Annotated in this window: 23 protein-coding genes; 6 read left to right on the top strand and 17 right to left on the bottom strand. The window is 62.5% G+C overall.

Annotation, left to right across the window (positions count from 1 at the left end):
• Positions 1 to 175 precede the first annotated feature (175 nt).
• From ACR3FE_RS03855 to ACR3FE_RS03835, 5 genes are all read right to left on the bottom strand, one after another.
• The gene (locus ACR3FE_RS03855; RefSeq protein WP_458205593.1) at positions 176 to 1849 is read right to left on the bottom strand and encodes a Na+/H+ antiporter NhaC family protein; all 1674 of its coding nucleotides are present in this window, start codon (positions 1847 to 1849) and stop codon (positions 176 to 178) included.
• A 130-nt stretch (positions 1850 to 1979) separates the two neighbouring features.
• The gene (locus tag ACR3FE_RS03850) at positions 1980 to 2729 is read right to left on the bottom strand and encodes an amino acid ABC transporter ATP-binding protein (RefSeq protein WP_458205591.1); all 750 of its coding nucleotides are present in this window, start codon (positions 2727 to 2729) and stop codon (positions 1980 to 1982) included.
• Positions 2711 to 3541, bottom strand: a complete 831-nt coding sequence (locus ACR3FE_RS03845; protein WP_458205590.1) for an amino acid ABC transporter permease — start codon at positions 3539 to 3541, stop codon at positions 2711 to 2713. The genes ACR3FE_RS03850 and ACR3FE_RS03845 overlap by 19 nt, the downstream gene beginning before the upstream one ends.
• A gap of 18 nt (positions 3542 to 3559) precedes the next feature.
• Entirely contained in the window at positions 3560 to 4408 is an 849-nt protein-coding gene (locus ACR3FE_RS03840; RefSeq protein ID WP_458205588.1) for a transporter substrate-binding domain-containing protein, read from the bottom strand.
• 94 nt (positions 4409 to 4502) lie between these two features.
• Positions 4503 to 4982, bottom strand: a complete 480-nt coding sequence (locus ACR3FE_RS03835) for a COX15/CtaA family protein (protein ID WP_458205587.1) — start codon at positions 4980 to 4982, stop codon at positions 4503 to 4505.
• A gap of 368 nt (positions 4983 to 5350) precedes the next feature.
• On the opposite strand from ACR3FE_RS03835, the gene ACR3FE_RS03830 reads away from it, so the two are divergent.
• A complete protein-coding gene (locus ACR3FE_RS03830; protein ID WP_458206005.1) occupies positions 5351 to 6430 on the top strand; it encodes a M24 family metallopeptidase in 1080 nt (359 codons plus the stop codon).
• Between the two features lie 72 nt (positions 6431 to 6502).
• Positions 6503 to 8761, top strand: coding sequence for an NADP-dependent malic enzyme (locus ACR3FE_RS03825; RefSeq protein WP_458205585.1), 2259 nt, complete (start codon positions 6503 to 6505; stop codon positions 8759 to 8761).
• A gap of 33 nt (positions 8762 to 8794) precedes the next feature.
• Here the strand turns inward: ACR3FE_RS03825 and speB are convergent, their stop codons facing one another.
• A complete protein-coding gene (gene speB / locus ACR3FE_RS03820) occupies positions 8795 to 9604 on the bottom strand; it encodes an agmatinase (protein ID WP_458205583.1) in 810 nt (269 codons plus the stop codon).
• Complete coding sequence (locus ACR3FE_RS03815; protein ID WP_458205581.1) at positions 9605 to 9985, bottom strand: translation initiation factor IF-5A; 381 nt, start codon at positions 9983 to 9985, stop codon at positions 9605 to 9607.
• 474 nt (positions 9986 to 10459) lie between these two features.
• On the opposite strand from ACR3FE_RS03815, the gene ACR3FE_RS03810 reads away from it, so the two are divergent.
• The gene (locus tag ACR3FE_RS03810) at positions 10460 to 11089 is read left to right on the top strand and encodes an RNA ligase partner protein (RefSeq protein WP_458205579.1); all 630 of its coding nucleotides are present in this window, start codon (positions 10460 to 10462) and stop codon (positions 11087 to 11089) included.
• Positions 11090 to 11095: 6 nt separating this feature from the next.
• Here the strand turns inward: ACR3FE_RS03810 and ACR3FE_RS03805 are convergent, their stop codons facing one another.
• The 3 genes from ACR3FE_RS03805 to ACR3FE_RS03795 all read right to left on the bottom strand — a co-directional run bounded on the left by ACR3FE_RS03805 (position 11096) and on the right by ACR3FE_RS03795 (position 14289).
• Positions 11096 to 12166 (bottom strand): aminotransferase class I/II-fold pyridoxal phosphate-dependent enzyme, encoded by a 1071-nt coding sequence (locus ACR3FE_RS03805; protein ID WP_458205578.1) that lies wholly within the window; start codon positions 12164 to 12166, stop codon positions 11096 to 11098.
• 86 nt (positions 12167 to 12252) lie between these two features.
• Positions 12253 to 13926: an ABC1 kinase family protein gene (locus tag ACR3FE_RS03800; RefSeq protein ID WP_458205576.1), complete on the bottom strand. Its 1674-nt coding sequence runs from the start codon at positions 13924 to 13926 to the stop codon at positions 12253 to 12255.
• A 6-nt stretch (positions 13927 to 13932) separates the two neighbouring features.
• A complete protein-coding gene (locus ACR3FE_RS03795; RefSeq protein WP_458205574.1) occupies positions 13933 to 14289 on the bottom strand; it encodes an Hsp20/alpha crystallin family protein in 357 nt (118 codons plus the stop codon).
• 215 nt (positions 14290 to 14504) lie between these two features.
• Between ACR3FE_RS03795 and ACR3FE_RS03790 the strand changes: the two genes are divergently transcribed.
• A complete protein-coding gene (locus ACR3FE_RS03790; RefSeq protein WP_458205572.1) occupies positions 14505 to 15116 on the top strand; it encodes a DUF6663 family protein in 612 nt (203 codons plus the stop codon).
• 71 nt (positions 15117 to 15187) lie between these two features.
• Here ACR3FE_RS03790 and ACR3FE_RS03785 read toward each other — a convergent pair whose 3' ends face one another.
• Positions 15188 to 15970, bottom strand: a complete 783-nt coding sequence (locus tag ACR3FE_RS03785) for a GIDE domain-containing protein (RefSeq protein ID WP_458205571.1) — start codon at positions 15968 to 15970, stop codon at positions 15188 to 15190.
• A gap of 72 nt (positions 15971 to 16042) precedes the next feature.
• Between ACR3FE_RS03785 and ACR3FE_RS03780 the strand changes: the two genes are divergently transcribed.
• Together ACR3FE_RS03780 and ACR3FE_RS03775 are read left to right on the top strand one after the other, a co-directional pair.
• Positions 16043 to 17254, top strand: coding sequence for a molybdopterin molybdotransferase MoeA (locus ACR3FE_RS03780; RefSeq protein WP_458205569.1), 1212 nt, complete (start codon positions 16043 to 16045; stop codon positions 17252 to 17254).
• Positions 17251 to 19200, top strand: a complete 1950-nt coding sequence (locus ACR3FE_RS03775) for a molybdopterin biosynthesis protein (protein WP_458205567.1) — start codon at positions 17251 to 17253, stop codon at positions 19198 to 19200. Before ACR3FE_RS03780 ends, ACR3FE_RS03775 begins: the two co-directional genes overlap by 4 nt.
• On the opposite strand, the gene ACR3FE_RS03770 is transcribed toward ACR3FE_RS03775, so the two are convergent.
• From ACR3FE_RS03770 to ACR3FE_RS03745, 6 genes are all read right to left on the bottom strand, one after another.
• A complete protein-coding gene (locus ACR3FE_RS03770; protein ID WP_458205566.1) occupies positions 19159 to 19821 on the bottom strand; it encodes an HAD family hydrolase in 663 nt (220 codons plus the stop codon). The two genes, ACR3FE_RS03775 and ACR3FE_RS03770, sit on opposite strands and share 42 nt — an antisense overlap.
• 90 nt (positions 19822 to 19911) lie before the next feature.
• On the bottom strand, positions 19912 to 21222 hold the full coding sequence (locus tag ACR3FE_RS03765) for an ABC transporter ATP-binding protein (RefSeq protein ID WP_458205564.1): 1311 nt from the start codon (positions 21220 to 21222) through the stop codon (positions 19912 to 19914).
• Positions 21215 to 22450, bottom strand: coding sequence for an ABC transporter ATP-binding protein (locus tag ACR3FE_RS03760; RefSeq protein WP_458205562.1), 1236 nt, complete (start codon positions 22448 to 22450; stop codon positions 21215 to 21217). Before ACR3FE_RS03760 ends, ACR3FE_RS03765 begins: the two co-directional genes overlap by 8 nt.
• Positions 22447 to 23463: an ABC transporter permease gene (locus tag ACR3FE_RS03755; protein ID WP_458205560.1), complete on the bottom strand. Its 1017-nt coding sequence runs from the start codon at positions 23461 to 23463 to the stop codon at positions 22447 to 22449. Before ACR3FE_RS03755 ends, ACR3FE_RS03760 begins: the two co-directional genes overlap by 4 nt.
• Positions 23460 to 24446 (bottom strand): ABC transporter permease, encoded by a 987-nt coding sequence (locus ACR3FE_RS03750; RefSeq protein ID WP_458205559.1) that lies wholly within the window; start codon positions 24444 to 24446, stop codon positions 23460 to 23462. Before ACR3FE_RS03750 ends, ACR3FE_RS03755 begins: the two co-directional genes overlap by 4 nt.
• A 31-nt stretch (positions 24447 to 24477) precedes the next feature.
• Entirely contained in the window at positions 24478 to 26091 is a 1614-nt protein-coding gene (locus ACR3FE_RS03745; RefSeq protein ID WP_458205558.1) for an ABC transporter substrate-binding protein, read from the bottom strand.
• Positions 26092 to 26104: the final 13 nt, after the last annotated feature.

Raw genomic sequence — 26104 nt, 5'->3', positions numbered from 1 at the left:
TACTGGGGACGTGGTCGGAGTTGATGGATGACTTTCGACGGTGACCGAGTGAGGGCCGGGCGAAATCGAAGATCTCCTCGGCCACGGAAGAGCACCGCTCTTCCGCAGGTATGACTTTGCTCAAGCAGCAGTAGTCACAGCGAATCCACCCCCAGATCGAAAACGAACCTCGAATTCAGTACGGGAAGACGCGGAAGCCTTCCGGAAGCACGAATCCGAGCAGGAGGAACAGCGTTCCCGCGATGGTCGCACAGATGATCGCGTAGGGAATCTGGGTTCTGACGTGAACGAGGTGGTCGCTGCCACTCGTCGAGGAGGCCAGCACGGTCGTGTCGCTGATGGGTGAACTGTGGTCGCCGAAGATACCGCCGCTAAACACCGCCCCGAGGACGAGCGGGAGGTTCGCACCGGTCGAGAAGGCCACCGGGATGGCGATGGGGAACATGATGCCGTAGGTCGCCCACGAACTGCCGTCGGAGAAGCTCACGCCGCTGGTGACGAGGAACAGCGCGACGGGGACGAGGGCGGGGGGAACGCCAGCGAACCAGTCGGTGACGAAGTTGGCGATGCCGAGCACCGTCACCGCGTTCTGGATGGAACTGGCGAACATCAGGATGACTGCCGCGAGCAGGATGCCCTTGAATCCGCGAACCATCGCGTCCGTCGCATCCTTGTTGCTCGGGATGTCGCCCTTCAGGCGATAGAGGACGAACGCGACGATGAGCGCCGCGAAGGAGGCGAGACCGAGTTTGACGCCGCCGATGTTGAACGACCACTTGCCGCCCGCCGGGAGGATGAGTTCGTAGCCACCGAGCGAGAATAGTGTGCTCATCTGCGGCGCGGAGATGACGGGACTGCCGCGCCAGAACATCGCGCCGAGACCGACGAGGATCATCGTCCCGATGGGGATCGCGAAGTTGCGCCAGTCGGCGGTCGCCGTCTCCGACATCTCGTACTCGTCCATCTCGCGGGAGATCATCGGGTCGTCGTCCTCGCCGACCACGCCGCCGCCGCTGCGTGCTCGCGTCTCTTCTTCTCCCATGTCGAAGATGTTGGGGAAGACCTGCCACGCGACCAGTCCCGCGATGATGAGCGCCGTCCAGGAGTAGAAGCCGAAGACGAGGCTGTTGAAGAACAGCGGCCAGATCTGGTCGGTCGCGGCCGTCACTTCCTGCCCGCCCGTGTTGACGAAGCCGCTCATATGGGCGGGGAGGATCTGCTGTTTCGCGGCCTGTTCGAGACCGCCGCCGATGAAGCCGATGAGTGCGACACCCCACGTCGAGTAGAACGCGAGGCGGGCCGCCGGGCTGCCGGCGCTGTCCACGTAGTAGGCGAGTTTCGCCCGCGAAACGTTGTACCGGTCGGTCAACGGGCGCATCATCGAGCCGACCACGAGACAGTTGAAGTAGTCGTCGATGTGGATGGCGATTCCGGCGAGGAAAGCCGCCTTCTCCGCGTCTTCAGGGGAGTCGGCGCGCGCCGCGAGTGCTTCGAGCACGCCCTGGATCGCGCCGGAACGGATCATCAGCCCGATCATGCCACCGATAGCGAAGATGGCGAGAAGGACGTTTTCGACGTACCAGGAATCGGAAAAGAGGGGAGCGGTTGCGATGAGCGTCGGGACGTGTTTCAGCCCGAATATCGCCCCGAGTACGGTTCCACTTACACTCCCTATCAGATCCTTCGGCACACCCGCGGACGCGGGCTTCAACGCACCATAGACGACGCCGGCGCTGGCGACGCCGACGAATAGACCGATTATCGCATCGCGCGTATGCCACGCGAGACTGATCGCCAGTAGGGCCGGGATAATAGACCATACGCCAGCATTGATGCCTTCGAGTGCCATACCATGTTTCCAAAGTAGACCTATATATTGGTTATGTAAGTTTCGAAACTAACTGGTTGACATGAAAAACTCATAATATGGCATTAGTTAGCTAACGACACAGGTACTCGATGTTCCATCGAACACCGAGTTAGTGTACCCGTGCGAGAAACTGCCTCGCACGATTCGTCTCAGGATGCGCGAAGAAGTCTGCTGGCGGTCCCGACTCGACGATCTTTCCCTCCGACATCAGCACGACGCGGTCGCCCACCTCGCGGGCGAAGCCCATCTCGTGGGTGACGACGAGCATGGTCATCCCTTCGTCCGCCAGGTCGCGCATCACTTCGAGCACCTCGCCGACCAGTTCCGGGTCCAACGCGCTCGTCACCTCGTCGAACAGCATGACGCTCGGATCCATCGCCAGCGCCCGCGCGATGGCGACCCGCTGTTGCTGGCCGCCGGACAACTGATTCGGGTACTGGTCGGCCTGGTCGGAAAGCCCCACGCGGTCTAACATTGCTTTCGCCCACTTCTGGGCCTTCTCCTTCGGAATCCCCTTGACGACCTGCGGACCGAGCGCGACGTTCTCCAGCGCCGTCTTGTGCGGGAAGAGGTTGAAGCTCTGGAACACCATCCCGATGCGCTGGCGAAGTTGGTTCACGTCTACCTCCGGGTCGGCGATGGACTCACCCTCGATCCGGATGTCGCCGTCTTGAATCTCTTCGAGTCGGTTCGCACATCGGAGGAGCGTCGATTTCCCGCTTCCGCTCGGGCCGATGACGACGACCACTTCGCCGTCTTCGACCGCCAGCGACACGTCTTTCAGGACGTGTGTCTCGCCGAAGTACTTGTCCACACCGTCGAATTCGACCTCCGGGACGCTCACTGGTTCGACCCCCACATGGTTCGCTCTTCCATCGTCCGGACGAGCTTGCCGAGCGGCAGCGTGATGACGAGATACGCGACCGAGACGACGACGATGGGCGTCCACGGGTCGAAGGTCGTGCTGTTGACGTTGCGGAAGACGCTGATGAGTTCGGGGATCGCCAGCACGGTCAACAGCGAGGTGTCCTTGACGAGGATGACGAGGTCGTTCCCGATGGCCGCCAGCGCATTCCGCGACGCCTGCGGCAGGATGACGAACCGCATCGAGTCGATGTACGACATCCCGAGCGACCGCGCCGCCTCCGACTGACCTTCCGGCACCGCGTTGATACCGCCTTTGACCGCTTCACCGATGTAGGCGGTGTGATTGAGCGTCAGTCCGATGATGGCTGCCGCGAAACTCCAGTTCGTCAGCGGAAACTCTCCCGGCGGCCAGAACGCCGGAATCCCGAGATAGATGACGAACAGCTGGAAGAGCAGTGGCGTTCCGCGGAAGAACTCCACGTACATCGTCGCGATAGCGTTGGTAAAGCCCGTCTGCGAGACGCGTCCCAATCCGACGAGAACGCCGAAGAACAGTGAGAGCGCCCCTGCGATGAGGATTATCTGGAGAACGAGAAAGAGCGCCTCGACGAATCGCGGCAGTATCTCGACGAGTAGCTCGTAATCGACGAACTGCGTCAGGATGAGAAAGAGGAAGGTTGCGACTGCTGCCGTGAAGACGCCCGTGACGAGGATTCCGATCCACCTGACGCGCCGATCCGTCAACACTCCCTCATCGCCCTCCGCAGGTCGTTCGATACCTCTCTCGGTGTACGTCTCAGCCATCACGTTCTCCTGTGGCGCTTAGCCACTGGTGGTCGTTCCCCCTGCCGTGGTCGTTCCCTCCGATTGCTCGAAGTACTTCGCGTAGATCTCGTCGTAGGTTCCGTTCTCACGGATCGCCGCCAGCGCTTCGTTGACCTGCTGTCTGAACTGGTCGTCGTTCTTCCGGAAGGCGATACCGTACTCCTCGACCGTGAGTGTGAGATACGGCGGTGCGTCCTGGTCTCCTTGCTCCGCCGCTACCCCTTCGCCTTCGAGGAAGACGACGTTCTCGTTCTGGCGGGCGAACTCGGCGTTGACCGTGTTGTCGTTGATGACTGCGGCTGCCTGGTTGTTGCCGAGCGCCGAGAACGCACCGGTGATCTGGTCGTAGCTGTCGATGGTGAGGTCGCCGTTGAACTGCTGCTTCAGTTCTTCTGCTGCCGCTTCACCCGTCGTCCCCTTCTGGACTGCGACCGTCTTCCCCTTCAAGTCTTGCAGGTTCGAGATACCGCTGTTCTCCAGGACGATGACCGTCTGGTAGGCCGTGAAGTACGGGTCGGAGAAGTCGACCTTCTGCGCCCGCTCTTCGTTGATGGTCATCGCGCTCATGATGATGCGGAAGTTCCCGTTGTTGAGACTCGGGATGATGGTGTCGAAGCTTGTCTGGACGAACTCGTACTCCCGATTCAACTGTCCGCTGAAGATCGCGTCGGCGATCTCCACGTCGAACCCGACGAGTTCCCCACCCGTGGTTCTGTACTCGAACGGCCGATACGGGATGTCAGAGCCGATCCTGATGACGCCGCCATCTTGTGCATTTACGGTTCCGGCGACCGTCAGGCCAGCGATAGCTCCGGCACTCCCCCTGAGAAAGCTCCGTCTGTGCATTGTGATTCTCCCCCGGTACTACATGGTCAATCATCGTATAGAAAGCTACTATCGGTTGCTCGTGGCGTTTCGCTAAAAATTTCACCGGATCGTGTCAGTCGTCAGATGGATAGGCGCTCGTCGAATCAGTCGCACCCGTCGTCGTCTCGTGTGGTTCTTCGTAGGCCCACAGGGTCGTCGCCATCAGGGCGGCGAATATCGTCATCGCGGCGGCGTGATGGGCCACCTGCACGACGGGGCCGTAGACCAGCACGGTCGCGCCACCGAGCAAGATCTGAACCGGGAGGACGACCAGTGCAATGGTCGCCGCCCATCGGATACGCTTGCTGTCGTAGTATTTCCACGCGCCGTAGGTCGTTCCGAGGATGAAGAAGCCGGTCACCATCGCCACGAGGCGGTGGAACCACTCGATGAAGCTCGGGATCGTCTTGGGAAACAGCCCCCCGTCACAGAACGGCCACTGTGCGCTACAGGAGAGTCCTGCACCTGCTGCTGCGGTGTAGACGCCGAGCAGGATGAGAGCGAACGTCAGGCTCGTCGTGAAGGCCGCGAATCGGCGGAATCGACCGCTCATCAGGCGGCCACCTCGATTTCGGAGTGTCGTGTCATACTAATCCCTTTTCCGGGGATTGGGAGGCGCCGTATTTAGGTCTGTCCGACTTTCTCAGGAACCGAGACAGGGCGGGTTGCAGTCGGTGCCGCATCCTGTGGGGCGCCCATACAGCGGGATACAGGGTGGGAACCGCGCGCAGGGCGGGGAGCCGAATTCTGCGGGGACCGTGCAGTACTGCGATACCACCAGTGGGCGAAACTGGGTGGGTAGCCATCGATACTTGTTGACGAATTATAAATTTTGCGGAACGTGAATGAATCCCGGAATCCACGGTGGCAGATATCGATCGAAACACGCCCTTCAAGGGCGACGAGACCGACGCTCGAAGCATGACGAAACTGGAACGCCTCGACGCCCTCCTCGACGCCCGTGACCTCCAGTCCGTCTGGTTCGCACGCCCGAATTCGTTCGCGTGGCTCACAGGTGGGGACAACGTCGTCGACCGAGAGGGAGATATTGGCGTCGCGGCAGTGGGGTACGACGGGAACGCACTTCGCGTCGTCACCGACACCATCGAGGCTCCACGCCTCCGAGACGAACAACTCCCCGAAGGGGTGGCTGTAACCGAGTACGACTGGTACGAGAGGTCGCTCGGCGACGCGGTCGCAGAGTACGCTGACACACCTGCTGGTGCGGATTTCGACGTGCCGGGATTCGAGTCGATAGCCGCATCGCCACTGCGCTACCCCCTCACCGACGAGGACATCGCGACCTACAGAGAACTCGGCACCGAAACGGCGGCGGCGGTCGAAGCCGTCTGCCGCGAGTTGACGCCGACCGATACGGAGCGCGAGGTCGCGGCAGCAGTTCGCGGCGCACTCGACTCGAAGGGGATCGAGACGCCGGTGGCGCTCGTCGGCGGAAGCGACCGCGCGCCGCAGTATCGTCACTACACGCCGACGGACGCCGAACTGGGTGATTACGCGCTTGTGTCGGTCACCGCGGAGCGCGCCGGACTCCACGCCAGTCTCACCCGAACCGTCGCGTTCGACTTGCCGGAGTGGCTCGAAGCTCACCACCACGCGGCGACCACAGTCGAGACGACGGCACTCGCAGCGACGCAGCAGGTTGGAAGCGAGGGTGGGACGGGCGGCGCGGTGTTCGTGGAGATCCAGTCCGCCTACGAGCAAGTGGGGTTTTCCGGCGAGTGGAAACGTCACCATCAGGGAGGTGCGGCGGGCTACGCCGGGCGCGAGTGGATCGCCACGCCGACGACGGACGACGAAATCCGACTCCCGATGGCGTTCGCGTGGAATCCGACGGTTCAGGGTGCGAAAAGCGAGGACACGGTTCTCGTCAGCGAGGGTGGGATGGAAGTGCTCACCTCGACTGGGCGATGGCCGACGAACGCAGTGAACGCGATAGGTTACGAGACGGCGACATCGCGCCCCGCCATCCTCGAACCCTGATTTCGACATTCGTCGAACGCAAATTCGACGTGTTCGGATACCTTTTTACAGGAGGGCGGGAACGTTCTGAACATGGGACTCGAAGAGGATTCACTCGACTACCACCGGAGCGACCCGCCGGGGAAGATCGAGATCTCCACGACGAAACCGACGAATACACAGCGAGACCTGAGTCTCGCGTACTCGCCCGGCGTGGCAGCGCCGTGCGAGGAGATCGCAGACGACGATGGGAAGGCGTACTCCTACACCGCGAAAGGCAATCTCGTCGGTGTGGTGTCGAACGGTAGCGCCGTCCTCGGCCTCGGTGACATCGGCGCGCAGGCGTCGAAACCCGTCATGGAAGGCAAAGGCGTGTTGTTCAAGCGATTCGCCGACATCGACGTGTTCGACATCGAACTCGACCAGGACGACCCCGACGACCTGATTCGAACCGTCAGCGCGATGGAACCCACCTTCGGCGGCATCAATCTGGAAGACATCAAAGCGCCGGAGTGTTTCGAGATCGAAGATCGACTGGGCGATGAGATGGACATCCCTGTCTTCCACGACGACCAGCACGGAACTGCCATCATCAGCGGTGCGGCCCTCCTCAACGCCACGGAGATCAACGACAAATCGCTGGAAGACCTGAAGATTGTCTTCTCCGGCGCGGGTGCGAGCGCCATCGCAACCGCCCGGTTCTACGTCTCGCTCGGCGCGCGCAAGGAGAACATCATCATGTGCGACTCCTCGGGCATCATCACCGAGAACCGCGCCCAGCACGGCGAACTGAACGAGTTCAAAAAGGAGTTCGCCCGCGACGTTCCCGAGGGTGACCTCGCAACCGCGATGGAGGGCGCAGACGTGTTCGTCGGCCTATCTATCGGAGGCATCGTCAACCAAGAGATGGTTCGCTCGATGGCGGCCGATCCGATCATCTTCGCCATGGCGAACCCCGACCCGGAGATCGGCTACGAGGACGCCAAAGCCGCCCGTGACGATACGGTCATCATGGCGACTGGACGCTCCGACTATCCCAACATGGTCAACAACGTCCTCGGCTTCCCGTTCATCTTTCGGGGGGCACTCGACGTGCGAGCAAGCGACATCAACGAGGAGATGAAGATCGCCTCCGCGCGGGCGCTCGCCGACCTCGCCAAGAAGGACGTGCCAGACGCCGTAGTCAAAGCCTACGGCGACCAGCCGCTCCAGTTCGGTCCGGAGTACATCATCCCGAAACCACTCGACCCCCGCGTCCTGTTCGAGGTCGCACCCGCGGTCGCGGAGGCGGCCATGGAGACCGGGGTGGCCCGAAGCGAACTCGACACGGACGAGTACGTCGAGACGCTCGAAGCCCGACTCGGCAAATCCCGCGAGATGATGCGCGTCGTCCTGAACAAGGCGAAAAACGACCCCAAGCGCGTGGCACTCGCGGAAGGCGCGGACAAGAAGATGATCCGCGCGGCCTACCAGCTGCGCGAACAGGGTATCGCAGAGCCGGTGCTCATCGGCGAGCGCGACGAGGTCGATGCGACGGCGGCAGATCTCGGACTCGACTTCGACCCCGAGGTCGTCGATCCGAAGAACGGGGACTACGAGGACTACGCCGAACGCCTGTACGAACTCCGCAAACGGAAGGGTCTCACCCGGAGCGAGGCGGTCGACCGCATCGAGAAGGATACGAACTACTTCGGGAGCGTGATGGTCGAACAGGGTGACGCGGATGCGATGCTCACCGGCCTCACCCATCACTACCCCTCTGCACTCCGCCCACCCCTGCAGGTCATCGGCACCGCGCCGGACGTGGACTACGCCGCCGGCGTCTACCTGCTCACGTTCAAGAATCGCGTCGTCTTCATCGCCGACGCGACCGTGAATCAGGCCCCCGACGAAGACGTGCTGGCGGAAGTGACTCAGCAGACCGCCAAACTCGCCCGGCGATTCAACGTCGAACCGCGTGCCGCGCTCCTCTCGTACTCGAACTTCGGAAGCGTGGACAACGAAGGGACGCGGAAGCCGCGTGATGCGGCCAAGATGCTCCGCAACGACCCCGAGACCGACTTCCCGGTGGACGGCGAGATGCAGGCAGACACCGCCGTCGTCGAGGAAATCCTGCACGGAACCTACGAGTTTTCCGATCTCAACGAACCCGCGAACGTCCTGGTCTTCCCGAATCTGGAAGCGGGCAACATCGGCTACAAACTCCTCCAGCGCCTCGGCGGCGCGGAGGCCATCGGCCCGATGCTCGTCGGCATGGACAAACCCGTCCACGTCCTCCAGCGCGGTGACGAGGTCAAAGATATCGTGAATCTGGCGGGCGTCGCGGTCGTGGACGCCCAACAGAACGAGTAGTCTTGCGACCGCCCGGCGGGAGCGAGCTATCTCTCAATCTCTGTTTTTTGCGTGCGCGAAGACGAACTCACGGAGTAGTTTCCCACCCAGTGAGGCAGCCTGACCATCGTCGCGGTCGTTCACCTCGACGACGTCGTAGCCGACGACATCCGTGGTTTCGGCCACGTCGCGCACCACGTCACGCATCTCCCGTGGCGTGAGTCCGAAGGGTTCCATCGTCCCGGTTCCGGGTACGAAACCGGGGTCAGCGCCGTCGATGTCCACGCTGAGGTACGTGGTGCCGTCGAAGTCGGGTTCCCAGTCGGCCACGTCCTCGGGTGGGACGACGGTCACGTCAGATTCGGCGGCGCGCTCCCACTCGTCTTCGCTTCCGGTTCGAGCGCCGAGGATGACGGCGCGATCGGCGACGTCGAGGACGTGCCGGGTGACGGTCGCGTGGCTCAGGGGGTTGCCGTCGTACTCCTCCCGGAGGTCGAGGTGGGCGTCGAGACAGACGAAGGTGTCCGGCTCGGTCGCCCGCACGCCCGCCAGCGTGACGGTGTGTTCGCCGCCGAGCAGGAGCGGGACGGCACCGTCCCAGACGATGTCGGTCAGCACTCCCGTGAGGTACTCGAGATATTCGTCAGCGTCGTCCCACGCGTGCACGTCGCCGTGGTCGTGTATTGCAAGGTTGGAAAAGAACTGCCCGGTGCGGTGGTCGTAGTCGTCGAACGTCCGGGCGAAACGCCGGATTCGTTCGGGACCGAATCGCGTGCCGGGCTGAAACGTGGTGGACACGTCGAGCGGCGCGCCCACCACCACAAAGTCCGCTCGCTCGCGGTCGGAGGACGCACCGGGGAACATCTAACGAACGATCTTTCGCTGGTCGTCCATCTCGAGGTACTCGATCTCGTCGTCGGGCGAGAGACCCATTCCCTCGGGCGTCTTGATGGTGATGGTCTCGTACGTGTCGAGGTCCATGACCTGCGCCACGGTGTCGCTCTCGACGCTGACGACCTGTCCCTGTTTGCGGTTGATGATCGGCACCCAGATCTTCGCGTCGACAGGCTGGCTGAGACTTCGCTTCTTGTCGTCGAACACGCCCTTCCCCTCGATTCGAGCCTTGGCACTGCCGTGTTTGCCCGGCTTTGCCGTACTGTAGGATTTGATGACACACGCGGCGTCGTCCATCATCACGTAGTTGCCTTCCTTCAGTTCACGGACTTCCTTTTGCTCTTTCGCCATACCGCGGATTTGCGTTCGCTGTAGTATAAACCGTTTGGAAACGCCGCGCTGCGGCTCACGAAATTTGAAACCGAGAATGGTGCAAGAGCCGCGATTAGAACCCGGACGAGAGACGTTTTCCACGACTCGTACGACCGTGGCTGGCGTTTCGCCAGTTTCACGAACGCCGTTTTCACGTCGTCCGTTACTTGGTCTTCACGACCGTCCGTATCGACGGTTTGTGAGTCGCTTCGGTTCTCTGTCGGAGCGTTGACCTCGATACCGTGTTATCGGCAGCTTGGTTTTTGCTCCGCGTCTACGCCTATATATCGACGTAGGCCGTCCGGTTGGTTCTCACGGCTCCCGCGACAACGGAACCTACGTCATGGTTAATGATGAATGTTTCGCAGGGGTTCCGACAGGTGGTGTGTGAACAAATGTCGTGGGTGGTTTTCACATACGAGAACTTTTGTCATCTCGCACGAATCGGAAACCATGCCGGAACATCCGCTCAAACAGCGGTTCGTCCTCGATACGTCTGTCTTTCTCACGGAGGAGATACGCGACGAGGACGAAGAGCTGGAATCGGCCATCGATCGCCTCCTCGATTCTATCGCCACGGCGAAGCTCTCGCTCAACATCTCCTGTTACATCCCGCCCTCGGTTCATGACGAACTGACCACCATCCTTCGGGAGCGCGACGTCGCAGAATCCGTCCTCACGAAACTCGAAACGTGGGTAATCAAGAAGAATCCCGCTCGCTTCGAGGTGATGATTCCCGCCGAACTCGTCTATCGCTTCATCGACGAGATGAGCAGTCGCGTCGACCGCGGCCTGCGCGTCTCCGAGAATGCGGTTCGGGAAGCATTCGACGATGGGGAGGCCGAGGTCGGGTCGGTCATCTCCGACCTGCGAAGTGAGTACCGATCCACGCTCCGCCGGGGCGTCCTCGATTCCCGCGAAGATTTCGACCTGCTCATCCTCGCTCGTGAGCTCGATGCGGGCGTCGTCACCGAGGACACGGGCATCATCAACTGGGCCGAGGACTTCGGTCTGCGCTACCTTCGTGGACGCGACTTGCCATCTCTCCTCGAAGAGTACATCGAAGCCAGTAAAGAGACGTGAGTCCTCTCACCCTTGTCGGTCGAGGAACGCGGAGACCCGCGAGAGGCCGTCTTCCAACTCGTCGGCCGGAAGTCCGAAACCGATCCGGAAATACTGGTCGTAGTCGAACAGGTTCCCCGGTGCGAGGACGACGCTCTCCTCCTCGACCACGCCGCGACAGAACGCCTCGCCGTCCTCGAACGAGTCCGGAATCCGGACGAAGCCGTTCACGCCGACCGGGTCGTACCAGTCGAGACCGTACGATTCGACGAACTCGCGTACCCTGTCTCGATTCCGTTTCGCCAGTTCACGATTCTCGGTGAGGATCGCGTCTTCGTGCTCGCCGAGTGCTTGCCGGGCGACGTGCTGGCCGACGATACCTGGCGAGATGGTCGTGTAGTCTTTCCACTGCCACGCGCTCTCGACGATCTCCTCCGCACCGACCAGCCAGCCGAATCGCAGCCCTGCGAGTCCGTAAGCTTTCGTCAGACTCGTCGTGCTGATGCCGTGTTCGCCCATGCTGGCCACCGTGGGCAGGGGGTCGTCCGCGAGCAGGCGGTACACCTCGTCACAGAGCAGGTAGGCGCCGGCGTCCTCCGCGAGGTCGTAGAGGGCTTGGACCTTCTCCTGTGGGTGATAGCGCCCTGTCGGATTGTTTGGGTTGTTCAGTACGATGACGCGGGTGTCGTCCCGCATCGCGTCGGCCACGGCGTCCACGTTGAGTTCCCACTCCGGCGGTTCGAGCCCCACCCGACTCACTTCACCCATCGACTCCGGTACTGCGTGGAGCGCCTGATAGGTGGGCGTAACTACCACTGTGTGGCCGCCATCGCCGAGCAGACTCAGAAACGCCAGAAAGTTCGCCTCCTGCGTGCCGCAGGTGAAGAGCACTTCGTCGGCAGTTCTGTCGTAGCGGTCGCCCACCTCGGCGCGGAACTCGGGGTCGCCGTTCGTCGGGATAACGTATCCCAGTTTCCCGGGATCGAGATCGAAGCGGTCGGCGTCGAGACTCCGAATGCCACTCTCGGCGAGCATGATGTCCGCCTCGTGTTCGTACTCGGCGAACCAGCGTTCGAGACCGAAGGGTTCGATGTGCATACCGAGCGTTGGTCGCGGTCGGTGGAAAAACTACGGAACGTGGCAATCAGGGCGCGCCGACGCGCCTGTATCTGTACGTGTCTACTTCACTCCCGCTCACGTCGCTCCCGCAGATTCTGTCGCGTGAACTGCGGTGTCGCCCGAATCCCGCGTCGCTTGCGGAACGACCGATAGAGAAGACCCGTGATGACGAGCGAAATGAAGCCCGAAATCGCGGCTGCGGGAAACGCTTCGGCGGCGTACAGCACCGCCGTCGTTAGGCCGCCGAAGGCGAGCAGGATGCCGTAGATAAGTCGTTTCGCCAGCAGGTCGAACACGTCGTTGTCGTCCTGGATGCTGACGCGGGCGTAGAGGTCGTCCCTGTCGATACGATCCAACGCTCGCTCCAGTTTCGGGGGCGTCCGGACGATGGACTGGGCCGACGCTTGCAGTTGGTCGCTAGTCTCGGAGACGTACTTCTTGATGGACTCCTCACGATACCCCTGCTCGGTCAGATATTCCGTCGCCACCGCGATGAAGTCGAACTCGGGATCCAGGGTGACACAGACGCCCTCCACGACTGTCGCCACCCGCAAGACGAGTGCGAGATTCGAGGGAAGCCGAAGTGGGAACTCGTAGATGGTGTCCTCGACCTGGCCGACGATCTGTTGGACGCGATAGGTTTCGATGTCCTCACCGCGAGCGTCCTCGATGGCGAGTTCCATCACTTTCCCCATCGTTGCACGGTCGGCGTCCGGGCTGAGGGTGCCCATCTCGATAAGTGCGTCCAGGATGCCATCGATGTCCTGGTTCGCAACCGCGACGTAGAAGTCTACGATCTTACGTTGAATGAACTCGTCTACCCGGCCACTCATCCCGAAATCGTAGAAGATGATCGTGCCGTCGTCCTCCACCGCGAGGTTGCCGGGATGCGGGTCGGCGTGGAACACGCCGTCGTCGATTATCATCTTGAGGTACGCGCGCTGGAGCGTCTTGGCCAGCTCGTGGCGGTCGAGTCCTTTTTGATCCAGGTCGGCCACCCGGTTGATCTTCGTCCCGCCGATGTACTCCATCGTGAGCACGCGCGGGCCGGAGTGACTGTCGATGACCTGCGGAATCTCGATGTCCTCGTCGTCGGCGAAGTTCGACCGAATCTCGGCGAGCATCGACGCTTCTCGGTTGTAGTCCATCTCCTGTCGAATCGTGCGGGCGAACTCGTCGGCGAGATTTTCCAGCGAGAACGCTCGCGCCTGGCCGATGAACCGCATGAGGATGGGAAGCGACCAGCGAATGACTCGCAGGTCGGCTTCGACCAACTCCTCGATTCCGGGCCGGCGAACCTTCACGGCCACTCGCTTGCCATCGATGGTGGCGGCATACACCTGCCCGAGGCTCGCACCGCTTATCGCCTCGGTATCGAATTCGTCGAAATGCTCCGTCACCGGCCCGAGTTCGGCTTCGACGACCCGTTCGGCGTCACTCCACGGAGCAGGTGGCACCTCGTCCTGGAGTTTCGACAGCTCGTCTACGTACTCCGGTGGGAGGATGTCCGGGCGCGTCGAGAGCAGTTGTCCGAGTTTGATGAACGTCGGCCCGAGCGTCAACAGCGATTCGAGGAGCGTGTCGGCTCGCTCGATCCGCGTCTCTCGGGTCACCTGTCGGGACGGCCCGAAGAGGAAGAATCGATGTCGGTCACGCGCGTAGCTCAGCAGGAGCGGCAGGAAGTGCCACGCGACGATGAAGAACCGACGATACGCGCGAAGAGATGCCAGTGTGACCACCCGCGTCTATCGACCTTCGATCGGAATCGATTGCTCCGGTGGCGACGACTGCTTCGGGAGCACGATCTCCAGCACACCACGGGCGATGGTGGCCTCCGCGCCCGACCCAGTCGCGTCCGGCGGGAGGGGGAGTTCGGCGTCGAGGAACAGAGAACGCTCCTCGCTCAGGTAATCGAACTCCCGTGGAACGTCCTTCTCACGCCGCGCTTCGATCTGGAGGCGGCCATTCGTCACGTCGATGTCGATAGTTTCCTCGGTGACGCCGGGCATGTCGAGGACGAGGAGATACTCGTCGTCGCTTTCCAGCAGGTCTGCGAACACGGCGTCCGGAAGCTCTCGCAACGCATCACGCAGCGCTGACATGGATGGGATTTGGGGGGGAGGCCCGAAAAAGGGTGCGGTCTGGGAGATGCACTCTCTTTCGCATCTCCGTATGAGCGGTGAAACCGCGAACTGCGTGGTTCGGGAGGAACCACGATGTGGACGGGGTGCGATGGTCTCTGCGGAGCGATGTTCTCGTGAGCGACCGACGGGAGCGATACGTGCATTTTTCCCACAGCCATCCCCTACGTGGGCCTATGGAGAACGACCAGTGCTATCGCGTCCTCGCGGCCCCTGAGTCGGACGAGGCTAGCGAGGCGGGCTCACTTCGACTGCTCGACCGAGAGACCTACGAACCAGTCGCCACCGCTCCCGGGGGGCACAGTGCACCAGTCGCCGACCTCCGACCCGGATACCTCGTCGATGCCGACCTCGACTGGTCGGCAGCCGAGCCGACGGTTCGGGAGTTCTCGGTGCGCCGCCCGACGCTGTACGCTTTCGCCGATGGAATCGAACCGGTCTTCGACGTCGCACAGGAGACGTGGGCAGACGCGCGAGCAGCGGGCGATTCTATGAACAGCCGTGTGACTCGTAATACCGACAACGAGGTCAACGGTGTCCTCTACGTCTTCGGCGAGAACGAGACGAATGGCATGTTTGATGCGTTCCGCGACGGTGCCCGCCCCCTCGAACCGCTGGTCGACAGGGTCAACGACCGCGAGGGCGACGCTCCTCGGGAGGTGTTCGTTCTCCGACCCGCCGCCAGGCAGTTCGTCATCGTCACGATAGCACTCCGGAAGGGCGGACGGTTCGCCGACACGCTCCGGGACACCTACGACTGTCCGCAGCCGTCGGAGCCACTGGCGTAGTCCAACACCCGTGGCGGGGTGCCGAAATCCGCCGAATCAGTCGAAAAGCCTGCCGAACCAAAGATACCACGTTACAATGATCCAACGAACAGAAGACCGGCGATGGTGAGGAGAAGAAGACCGGCCAACACGTACGGCAGGCCACTCCACGCGACCCGCCACGCCGCTCCTCGTTCGTCCGTATCGGAGATGAGGAATCGCGGGACGCTCTCACCGCGTTCGATGACGACGTTCACCTCCCCGCCTCTCCGCCCGGCGCTGGTATCGTAGCGTGCTTCGCCGAGGACGTGTATCGGTTCGCCCGGATCGAGTCGTCGTTCGATATACTTGCGGTCGCTACCGGTCTTCAGTTCGAACAGTTTGAGGTCGAGCGTGCGGTCTTCCGAGTCAACGTCCTCGTTCGATTCGATGAAGCTCACGATCCGCTCGGGTGGTCGGTCACCGCCATGGACGTTGATGGAGCGTTCGGCGCTGAACCGGAATTCCGCACCTTGGGGATCGACGAGCACGCTGGCGGTGTCGTCTTCGACGCGAAAGGGAACGTGGTACCGCCCCGAGTCGATGGTTCGCCAATGCTGGCCGTGTTGGGTGTGTTCTTCCTCTTTCACCTCGTACTCGAAGGCGAGACACTCGGTTCCGGTGAACGGCGCGGTGGTCGTTCCGTCCTGGGGACGGGCGACGCCCTCCACCTCGACGGGGGCTCCGTCGGCAAGTGACGCGGCGTCCGTCGGGTCGGTCGTCAGGATTCGATAGGCGAGGAGGAGGTCACGACCGCCGTACCAGAGCATGGCGAGGCCGACGAGCGACGAACCACCGAAAAAAAGCAACAACAACGGGGCGTCGAGAAGGGCCATATCCGAACTGCTGTCTGGCTGACGATAAGTGTTCCCCGCTTCCTTTTTGCCCGCCGTCACGAACGACTGTGTATGAGCGACCAGCAACCGGACAGAAAACAGTCCGGATTCAAGGAGACGACGCGCGTGGCGGCGGCCCGCGACCGACTTCAGGTGGCGATCTCCGGACACGAGCGAACCGAATCCGTCTCACTCGATGCGGCGGATGGTCGGGTGCTCGCAGAGGAGGTCGTCGCTCCGCGAAACGTCCCTCACTTCCCACGGGCGGCGATGGATGGCTACGCGGTACGAGCGCAGGACACCTTCGGGGCGAGCGACCGGTCGCCCGAGATTCTTCGTCGGGGCGAGGAGATGGCCCCAGGTGCGGCAGTTCGGGTTCACACCGGAAGCGACGTTCCTGCGGCCGCGGACGCAGTCGTGATGATAGAGCACACCGACGAGTTCGGCGAGGAGGTCGAGGTGTTCGACGCGGTCGCGGAAGGGGAGAACGTCGCCCCGGTCGGCGAAGACGTGGAGGCCGGGCAGTCGCTCTACGACCCCGGCCACCGACTTCGTCCGTCCGACCTCGGGATGTTGAAATCGGTCGGCGTCAGCGAGGTCACCGTGTACGACCGCCCCCGAGTTGCCGTGATTCCAACCGGGGAGGAGCTGGTTCAATTCGACCCCGAACCCGGCGAGGCGATCGAGACGAACGGACTGACCGTCTCGCGCTACGTGGAACGATGGGGTGGCGACGCCACCTATCACGATGTCGTGACCGACGACGAAGACGCTCTACGCGAAGCAATCGAGTCACACCTCGACCACGACGTCGTCGTCACGACCGGCGGTTCCTCGGTCGGCGAGCGCGATCTGCTCCCCGAAGTCGTCTCCGAGATAGGCGAGGTCCTCGTCCACGGCGTGGCACTGAAACCGGGCCACCCGGTCGCACTCGGGATGGTAGACGAGACGCCCGTGGTGATGCTTCCCGGCTATCCGGTCGCGTGCATCGTCAACGCGATGCAGTTCCTTCGCCCCGCGATGAAGTGGGTCGGCCACCTGCCACTCGATTCGATGCCGACGACGACTGCACGACTCGGGCGCAAGATTCGGAGCGAACCCGGCATTCGGTCGTTCGTTCGCGTCACGCTGGACGACGATGAGGCGACCCCCACCCGTGCCAGTGGCTCGGGCGTCCTCTCCAGCGTCGCGCTCGCCGACGGGTGGGTCGAGGTACCGGAAGAACGCGAGGGGATACCCGAAGGCGAGACGGTCGACGTGGCGAACTGGGAGTGGTCTGCATGACCGAGCGCAAGGAGTTCCGCGACCTCGCCGAACCGGAAGCGGCGCACGAAGCTATCGAGTCGCTTGACCTCGCGCCCGACACGGAGCACGTCTCGCTGGCCAACGCTCGCGGGCGGGTGCTGGCCGAACGACTGGACGCCGACCGCGACGTTCCCGGTTTCGACCGGGCGAGTATGGACGGTTACGCGGTGCAGGCGCGGGACACCTTCGGCGCGGACGAAGCCGCCCCCGAGATCCTCGACCTCGTCGGGACGGTTCACGCGGGCGAAAAACCTGCCGTCGAAGTCGGCGCTGGCGAAGCGGTCGAGATATCGACGGGAGCCGTGATGCCCCCTGGTTCGGACGCGGTGGTGATGGTAGAGAGGACGACGGAAGTCGAAGGCGAGTCGCCACCTGACTCGGAACGAGCGAGCGGAGAAACCGTGAGCAGCGTCGAAATCCGAACCGGCGTTGCACCCGGCGATCACGTCATGCTCGCGGGAGCGGACGTAGCGGCTGGTCAGCGCACGCTCGGCCCCGGAACGCGACTCACTTCGCGCGAGATCGGCCTGCTCTCCGCGCTCGGCGTCGAGGAGGTTCCCGTCCGTAGGAAACCTCGCATCGGCATCATCTCGACGGGTGACGAACTCGTGCGTCCCGGCAATCCGCTGGACGACGCTGCCGGCCAGATATACGACGTGAACAGCTACACCATCGCCACGGCGGTCGAAGAGGCGGGCGGTGAACCGGTGCTCTACCCCCACGCGGGCGACGATTACGACGAGATGGAGCGCCTGCTACTGGAGGCCGCAGACAAGTGTGACCTCGTGCTCTCCTCCGGTTCCACGAGTGCGAGCGCAGTGGACGTCATCTATCGCGTCATCGAATCGAAGGGCGAACTCCTGCTTCACGGCGTGTCCGTCAAACCCGGCAAACCGATGCTCGTCGGTCGTTTCCCGGCATCGGCGTACGTCGGCCTGCCCGGCTATCCCGTCTCCGCGCTCACCATCTTCCGAACGTTCGTCGCCCCAGCCATTCGAGACGCGGCGGGGGTTCCGGAACCCACGACGGCCACCGTCGAGGCTCGGATGGCGGTCGAAGAACGCTACGGTGAGGGTCGGATGCGACTCATGCCGACCGGACTGGTCGAGGATGCGCAGGGCCGGACGCTCGCGTATCCCGTCGACAAGGGAAGCGGAGCCACGACCAGCCTCGTGGAGGCAGACGGCGTGGTGACGGTACAGCCGGATACCGCCTACCTCGCGGCGGGCGAGTCCGTCGAAGTGCGCCTGTTCTCGCCCGACGTGCGCCCGCCGTCCGTCTTCGGCGTCGGCGAGGACGACCCCGCCTTCTCGCGCCTACTCGACCGCCTCGACTCGCCGCGCTATCTAGCGATCGGCGGTCGAGAAGGCCTGCGGCGACTCCGAAACGGCGTGCCGGATTTCGCGGTCGCAACTGGCGAAGCCGCGAGCACGGACACGACCGCGGACGCGAGTGAGGGAACCGAACTCGCGTCCTACTCCCGCGAATGGGGGCTGGTCGTCCCCGCCGGAAACCCCGACGACATCGAGGCCCTATCCGACCTGGTTGACCGCGACCTGCGCTTCGTCAACCGAGGTACGGACTCCGGCCTGCGGACGACGCTAGGGAACGCCCTCGCAGCCCTCGCCGACGAGCGCGGGACGACCCGCCACGAACTCGTCGAATCCATCTCGGGCTTCGAACTCGCGGCGAAAGCCCACGAGAGTCCGGCCCGGAAGGTCGCTGGCGGAGAAGCGGACGCCGGACTCGGTCTGCGTTCGACGGCGGAGAAGCTCGGACTCGGATTCGTCTCGCTCGGCGACGAACGGGTTCGCGTGCTGGCGAATCCGGAGCGCAAAGACAAAGCGGGTGTCGAAGAACTCGCTGCCGTGCTCGATTCAGAGCTAGTCGGTGTACTCGAAAACCTGGCCGGCGTTCGACCATAGTTCGTCGAACGTGTTCACGCGGTAATCACCGAGCACGCACTGGTTCCGGTGATGGGGGTCATGACGTTCGACGTGAACCGCATCGAGTCCGGCGTTCCACGCTGCACCGATATCGTTCGCGCCGTCTCCTGCGAGGATGCCACGTTCGTCGCGTGTGACACCCAAATCGGCCATCGCGTGCTCTACCGGTGCCGGGTCGGGTTTCCATCCTAACTGCTCGTCACAGCAGACGACGGTGTCGAACCAGTCGCGGATGCCGAGCGCGTCGATGACTGGTTCGGCGAGGAACTCCTGACAGTGAGTGACGAGTCCGACCGGGCAGTCGAGGTCGGCGACGAACGCGGCGTCGTCGTAGAGGAACGTGTGCTCTGCGCGGCGCTGTGGGTCTTCGATGGAGTGGAAGACGTCCCAGAACTCCGGCGGATCGATACCCCACTCGCGCAGTTGGGCGTCGCGTGCTCCACCCAGTCCATGCCAGATGACCTCGGATTCGTAATCGGTGAACTCCCGACCGAGACGGTCGCTCACCCGGTCGAACACCGATCGAATGTACGTCTGTTCGATGTCGATGAGTGTGCCGTCTAAGTCGAGCAACCAGAAGTCGTACTCACGGGCGACCATCGGGATTCATCTAGTAATGCTTCTTCGCTTATAAATGTTCGTTTGGAAAGGTGTTCGGAGTCGAAAGGGAGTTCGGACTCGGAACGGCGGTCAGTCTGCCGAGGACTCCATTTCCCGCTCCGCCTCCGGAGGGTTCTCCGGTTGGTCGTAGAGGTGACACGCCGCCGGATGCTCTCGATCCTGCAGCACCGGGCGCTGGCGCTCGCAGATGCTCTCGAACCGCTCGCGCATGACCGCGATAGCGCCCTCGCGGTCGCCGGAGACGAACCGGTCGAACGACTCCGCGACGGTCGCGCGGTTCTCGCCATCGAGTGGGTGGTCGAACAGCTCCTCCCACAACTCGGCTTTCAGCGTCTCGTCGTCGAGTCCACGGGGGTCGTCGTCCGGCCCGGCAGCCAACTCGCGGATGCCGTCCAGGTGGAGCTCGTTCGACTCGAGGCGTTCGCGGTAATCCATCACCTCGCGGTACGCGGATTGTGCGATGTCCACGTCCGCGGGTGGGATGACCTTTGGACACCGCGTCCGGAAATGACAACCCGAGGGCGGATTTCGGGGTGAGGGAACGTCACCTGCGAGCGTCCGTACGTCGCGCTCTTGCTCGTCCGTGTCCGCGCGCGGGACGCTCTCCAACAGAGCTTGTGTGTAGGGATGCTGCGGATCGGTGAATATCTCGTCCACCGGCCCAACCTCGACGATTTCGCCGAGGTACATCACCGCCACCCGATCGGAGCTGTGGCGCACGACGGAGAGGTCGTGTGCGATGAACAGGTAGGTCAGGTCGAACTCGTCCTGGAGGTCTTGCAACAGGTTCAACACCTGTGCCTGCACCGACACGTCCAGTGCCGACACCGGCTCGTCCAGCACGATAAAATCCGGCTCCAGTGCGAGTGCCCGTGCGATGCCGATACGCTGGCGCTGGCCCCCCGAGAACTCGTGTGGATAGCGGTCGATCTGTTCTGCCGAGAGGCCGACGCGCTCCATGAGTTCCTGTGCGCGCTCCCGGCGGACTTCGCGTGAATCGATGCTGTGGACGTCCAGCGGTTCGCGGATTATCTCTCCCGCCGTCATCCGCGGGTCGAGACTGGAGAAGGGATCCTGAAAGACCACCTGCGCTCGCTTGCGGAACTCGGTCAGGTCGTCCATCTCGTAGATATTTCGCCCGTCGAACTCGACGCGCCCGTCGGTCGGGTCGCGCAAGCCGAGCAGGGTCTCTCCGGTCGTCGATTTGCCACAGCCGGATTCGCCGACCAGCCCAAGTGTCTCGCCCTCTTCGATGTCGAAGCTCACACCGTCGACGGCTTTCACGCTCTGGGGTTCACGCCTGAGCAGGCGGTCGGTGAGCGTGTCTTGTTCGAAGTAGTACTTCTGGAGCTCTTCGACGCGGACGAGTGGTTCAGTCATGTTGCACCTCCTGTTCGCGGCTCGCCGTCCCCGTTCGCGTATCGTCCGGAGCACTTCGAGTCTCGTCCTCGAAGAAGCCCTCCGGAAGCGCACGCGTTTCGTCGTACTCCATCTCGGTCAGCACACAGCGTGCCACGTGCTCGTCGCTGCCCTGGGCGTCCTGCATCGAGGGATGGGACAGACACTCTTCCATCGCTTTCGGACAGCGGTCGGCGAAGTAACACCGGTCTTCCATCTCCGAATCCAGCAAGTCTGGGACGTTCCCCTCGATCGGTTGGAGTCGCGGTGCCGGATCTTCCAGATCGGGAATCGACCCGAGTAAGCCCTGCGTGTAGGGATGAACCGGCGCGTCGAACACGTCTTCGAGCGTGCCGCGTTCGACCAACTCTCCGGCGTACATCACGCCGACACGGTCGCACATCCGGGCGATGACGCCGAGGTTGTGCGTGATGAGCATGATGCTCATCCCCGTCTCCGATTGCAGGTCGCGCAGGAGGTCGAGAATCTGCGCCTGGATCGTCACGTCGAGTGCCGTCGTCGGCTCGTCCGCGATGAGCAGGTCGGGTTCGCCGGCGAGTGCCTGTGCTATCATCGCCCGCTGGAGCATCCCGCCCGAGAACTGGTGTGGATACTCCTCGGCGCGCTCCGCCGGGTCGGGGATGCCGACCTGTTCCAGCAGTTCGATCGCCTTCGCGTGACTCGCCTCGCTGACGTACTCCTGCGACGGTAGAACCGTGCTGGAGATGAACTGCGCCAACCCGTAGCCCTGCGTCCGCGAGCGCGTCGAACGCGGGTTCGAACTCGCCCGTCGCTGGACTTCGACTGCCTCCGCGATCTGCTCGCCCACCGTTATCGACGGGTTCAGGCTGCTCATCGGATCCTGGAATATCATGCTGAATGACGGGCCGCGCAGGGCACGACGTTCGCGCGTCGTCAACTGCCGGATATCGACGAACTCGCCATCGACTGCGTCTGGGCGGTCGTCTCTCGTCTCCTCGGCGAGTGTGGGTTTCCGATACCACACTTCGCCGGACGTGATCTTGCCGGGCGACTCAACGAGGTCGATGATGGAGAGCGCGGCGACGCTCTTGCCGGATCCCGACTCGCCGACGACGCCGAACACCTCCTCCTCTCGCACGTCGAAGTTGATGGATTCGCAGGCGTTGACCTGCCCTTTCTCGGTGTAGAAACGGGTCGAGAGGTCGCGCACGCGAAGCAGGTCGCTCATACGCCACCTCCTTCGCCCTCGATACCGGGGTCTAACGCGTCGCGCAACCAGTCACCGACGAGGTTGATGCCGATGACGGTCAACACGATGGCGATTCCGGGCACCGTCGAGATCCACCACGAGGTGGCGAGATAGTTGCGCCCTTGCGCGATGTCGAAACCCCACGAGAGGTTCACTCCCGAGAAGCCGAGATACGACAGCGCGCTTTCGAGCAGGATGATGGCAGCGATCTGGATGGTCGCCAGCACGATGATGGGCGTCACGCTGTTCGGCAAGATGTGTTTCCAGAGGATGAACGGGTCGCTCGCGCCGACAGAGCGAGACGCCTTGACGTACTCTTCGCCCGTCACGGTGAGTGCTTCACCGCGAGAGACGCGAGCGAACCACACCCAGTTGACGAGTGCGACGACGAGGATGACCGTCCCCGGAAGCGCGATCTGCTCGGGCATTCCGGAGACGACACCCACCGCCACGAGTGGGTCGGGGAATTTGATCACCGCCCGTTTGAACAGCCCTACCAGCGCGATCGCTAACACGAGCGACGGGAACGCCAGCATGATGTCGGCACCCCGCATCAGCGCGTCGTCGACGATTCTCCCGTAGTAGCCTGCGACCAGGCCGACCGTCACGCCGATGAGCGCGGCCAACACCGTCCCGAAGAGACCGACGAGGAGCGACGTTCGCGCGCCGTAGATGACCCGCGAGAGCATGTCGCGCCCGAGATTGTCAGTTCCGAACGGATGAGACGGCTGTGCGCTGACGTAGCTCGTGTTGTTGACGATCTTCACGCTTCCGTTGACCAACTCCGACGACGTGCTGGTCGTCTTCTTACTGAATCCCAGCGGTGGGAGGTTCGAATCATCCAGATTCTGTCGGTAGGGATTGTGCGGTGCTAACAGCGGTGCGAACATCGCGACGAGGACGATAGCGATGACGATGACGATTCCGACCTTCGCCAGCGCGCTCTGTCGCAGTTCGCGTTTGAGGTTCCGAAGCGTGCGCGGCGATATCATTCGTACACCACCTGCGGGTTGATGTAGGCGTACAGCGCGTCCACGAAGATGTTCAACACGACGAACCCGGTACCCACGACGATGAGCGAGCCCTGGATGAGCGGCCAGTCACGGGCGTTGATGGCGTTGATTATCAGCGTTCCGAGGCCCGGCCACGCGAACACCTGTTCCGTGATGACCGCGCCACCGATGAGCGTCCCCAACTGCAAGCCGAGGACGGTGATCACTGGGATGAGCGTGTTTCGCAACGCGTGTTTGTACCGCACCAGCGTCTCCGGCAGGCCCTTCGCCCGCGAAGCGCGGATGTAGGTTTTGCCGAGTTCGTCCAACATCCCGCTTCTCGTCAGCCGTGTGATGAGCGCGGTGAAGTACGTCCCGAGCGTGATGGCCGGGAGGATGATGTGTTTCGTCCAGGTGATCAGACCGCCGATGCTTCCCTGGGTGAACAGCATCTCCAGCGCGGGTACGAGACCGATGCCACGATTGCTCGTCGGAAGCGGCCCCGCGACGGCCAGCAGCAACACCAGCATGATGCCGAGCCAGAAGTTCGGCGTGCTGATGCCGACCAGCGAGAACGTCGTCGCCGCGTAGTCCGCCGGTTCGTGTCGCCGGGTCGCGCTGATGACGCCCAGCGGGATCGAGATGACGACGGCGACGAAACTCGCCGCGACGGCGAGTTCGAGCGTCGCTGGCAAGCGATTGAAGATGCGTGTGCTCGCCTGCGTCCCCGAGATGTACGAGTAGCCCATGTCGCCTTGCAACAGACCCCAGAGGTAGTCGAGATACTGGATGTACATCGGTTTGTTCAACCCGAGTTCTGCCGCGATCCGTTGTTTCAACTGCGGACTGGCATCCAACGGTGCGATGAACGTGATCGGACTGCCGGGCGTGATGAACCGAAGGAGGAACACTACCGTCACGACGCCCCAGATCACGAAGATACCCTGGACGCTCCGTCGGAGCAGGAATCGACCCATCGACATCTAAAAACACCTCCTCGATACCACAGACATTCTATTTCGGCGAGATGGCGTAGGCTACGATGCGTTCGTCGCGGCGAGCCTCCCACTTGAGGCGCTGACTGACGCCATAGACACTGTACTGCTGGTTGAGGTAGATCCACGGCGCCTGGTCGTGGAGTAGCTTGTTCACCTCCTTCAGTTTCTGGTTGCGCTTGTTGCCGTCCGGCATGTTCTGTGCCTCCTTCATTAGTGTGTCCACCTGTTCGTTGCTGTAGGACGTGAGTGCACCGTCCGTCGTCAGCAGCGGAATGATAGTCTGGCTGGCGTCGAACGTCGCGTTCCCCCAGCCGATGAGGTAGAACTTCGGACTCGATTTGAGGTTTCCGTCGGTCAACTGTTTCGCGAGAGCGTTGAAATCGCGCTGTTGCACCGAGCAGTTGACGTTCTTCAGTTGGTCTATCTGCTGGGCGACGGCCTGTGCGATCTCCACGTCCTTCAGGTAGCGACCGACCGGCGTGTGAAGCTTGATGGTCGCTCCGGCGTTGCCGCTCTCTTCGACCAGTCTTTCTGCTTTCTGCTTGTTCTTTCCGTAGGGCTTGACGTTCGAGTTGTACCCTGTGAAGCCCTCCAACGTGGGCTGGCCGGTCTGATCGGCGAAGCCGGACAGGACGTTCTTGATGATGCTCGGCAGGTCGATAGCGAGGTTCATCGCCTGCCTGAACTTGGGGCTGGAGAACGGTTTCACGTCGTAGCGCATCGCGTTGTAGATGATGCGTGTGCTCGGCACCGCGGCGAGACGAGAGTTCTTCGAGCTTTTCACGCGCCCTGCATCCTGTGGCGGGACGTTGACGATGATGTCGGTCTCACCGTTGATGAGCTGATTCACCCGCGTGCTCGACGATTTCGCCGCCTTGAACGTGAGCTTCGACACCGCCGCCGGGTCGCGCCAGTAGTTCTCGTTGCGACTCAAGACGACCTGCACGTCTTCCTGGTAGTTCTGAAGCTTGAACGGGCCAGTTCCGTTCATCTTCTTTGCGATCTTGTTGTCGTTGCTCTCGACCCACGACTTCTGGACGATGTCACAGTAGGACGCGAACAGCGAGAACACGATAGGGTTGACGCCGTCCGAGTTGACCTGTACGGCACCATCGACCACTTCCGCACCCGTCACACCCGAAAGCTGATCGCTCTGGGAACTTTCGATGCCGACTTTCGGTTTGACGATCCGGTTGATGCTGTACGCCACGTCTTCGGGCTTCAGCGTCCCACCCGCGTGGAACTTCACACCTTCGCGGATGGTGAACTTCACCGTCCCTTTCTCGACGCGCTCGTAATTTGTCGCCAACTTATTGATGACCTTCCCCTTCGCGTCACGGGCGAGCAGTCCCTCGTACACCTGCAAGACGACGTTGTCGGTGGTCGTCTCTCGATGGTCGTGGGGATCGAGCGTCGTGGGCATCTGCCCCTGCGTGATGGTGACCGGGAAGTTCTCCGGCGTCTTGCCGCCACCGCCATCACTACTGGTAGTCGTGCTGGTCGTTCCAGTCTGGTTTTGGTTCTGGTTTCCGTCACCATCACCACCAGTGCAACCTGCAATCGTGGCTGTTGCTGCTGCGCTTCCTGCAAATTTCAGATACGTCCGCCGATCGAGTGCCTCACCTGGCATACCCTCATATGGC

It is taken from the genome of Haladaptatus rarus, from assembly GCF_054177585.1.
Note: the sequence above shows the minus strand (reverse complement) of the source record. Positions and strands in the feature narration are given on the sequence as shown.

Coding starts and splice junctions, on each gene's coding strand:
- ACR3FE_RS03855 (WP_458205593.1), bottom strand. CDS start 1,849: ATGGCACTCGAAGGCATCAATGCTGGCGTATGGTCTATTATCCCGGCC.
- ACR3FE_RS03845 (WP_458205590.1), bottom strand. CDS start 3,541: ATGGCTGAGACGTACACCGAGAGAGGTATCGAACGACCTGCGGAGGGC.
- ACR3FE_RS03840 (WP_458205588.1), bottom strand. CDS start 4,408: ATGCACAGACGGAGCTTTCTCAGGGGGAGTGCCGGAGCTATCGCTGGC.
- ACR3FE_RS03835 (WP_458205587.1), bottom strand. CDS start 4,982: ATGAGCGGTCGATTCCGCCGATTCGCGGCCTTCACGACGAGCCTGACG.
- ACR3FE_RS03830 (WP_458206005.1), top strand. CDS start 5,351: ATGACGAAACTGGAACGCCTCGACGCCCTCCTCGACGCCCGTGACCTC.
- ACR3FE_RS03825 (WP_458205585.1), top strand. CDS start 6,503: ATGGGACTCGAAGAGGATTCACTCGACTACCACCGGAGCGACCCGCCG.
- speB (WP_458205583.1), bottom strand. CDS start 9,604: ATGTTCCCCGGTGCGTCCTCCGACCGCGAGCGAGCGGACTTTGTGGTG.
- ACR3FE_RS03815 (WP_458205581.1), bottom strand. CDS start 9,985: ATGGCGAAAGAGCAAAAGGAAGTCCGTGAACTGAAGGAAGGCAACTAC.
- ACR3FE_RS03810 (WP_458205579.1), top strand. CDS start 10,460: ATGCCGGAACATCCGCTCAAACAGCGGTTCGTCCTCGATACGTCTGTC.
- ACR3FE_RS03805 (WP_458205578.1), bottom strand. CDS start 12,166: ATGCACATCGAACCCTTCGGTCTCGAACGCTGGTTCGCCGAGTACGAA.
- ACR3FE_RS03795 (WP_458205574.1), bottom strand. CDS start 14,289: ATGTCAGCGCTGCGTGATGCGTTGCGAGAGCTTCCGGACGCCGTGTTC.
- ACR3FE_RS03790 (WP_458205572.1), top strand. CDS start 14,505: ATGGAGAACGACCAGTGCTATCGCGTCCTCGCGGCCCCTGAGTCGGAC.
- ACR3FE_RS03785 (WP_458205571.1), bottom strand. CDS start 15,970: ATGGCCCTTCTCGACGCCCCGTTGTTGTTGCTTTTTTTCGGTGGTTCG.
- ACR3FE_RS03780 (WP_458205569.1), top strand. CDS start 16,043: ATGAGCGACCAGCAACCGGACAGAAAACAGTCCGGATTCAAGGAGACG.
- ACR3FE_RS03775 (WP_458205567.1), top strand. CDS start 17,251: ATGACCGAGCGCAAGGAGTTCCGCGACCTCGCCGAACCGGAAGCGGCG.
- ACR3FE_RS03770 (WP_458205566.1), bottom strand. CDS start 19,821: ATGGTCGCCCGTGAGTACGACTTCTGGTTGCTCGACTTAGACGGCACA.
- ACR3FE_RS03765 (WP_458205564.1), bottom strand. CDS start 21,222: ATGACTGAACCACTCGTCCGCGTCGAAGAGCTCCAGAAGTACTACTTC.
- ACR3FE_RS03760 (WP_458205562.1), bottom strand. CDS start 22,450: ATGAGCGACCTGCTTCGCGTGCGCGACCTCTCGACCCGTTTCTACACC.
- ACR3FE_RS03755 (WP_458205560.1), bottom strand. CDS start 23,463: ATGATATCGCCGCGCACGCTTCGGAACCTCAAACGCGAACTGCGACAG.
- ACR3FE_RS03750 (WP_458205559.1), bottom strand. CDS start 24,446: ATGTCGATGGGTCGATTCCTGCTCCGACGGAGCGTCCAGGGTATCTTC.
- ACR3FE_RS03745 (WP_458205558.1), bottom strand. CDS start 26,091: ATGCCAGGTGAGGCACTCGATCGGCGGACGTATCTGAAATTTGCAGGA.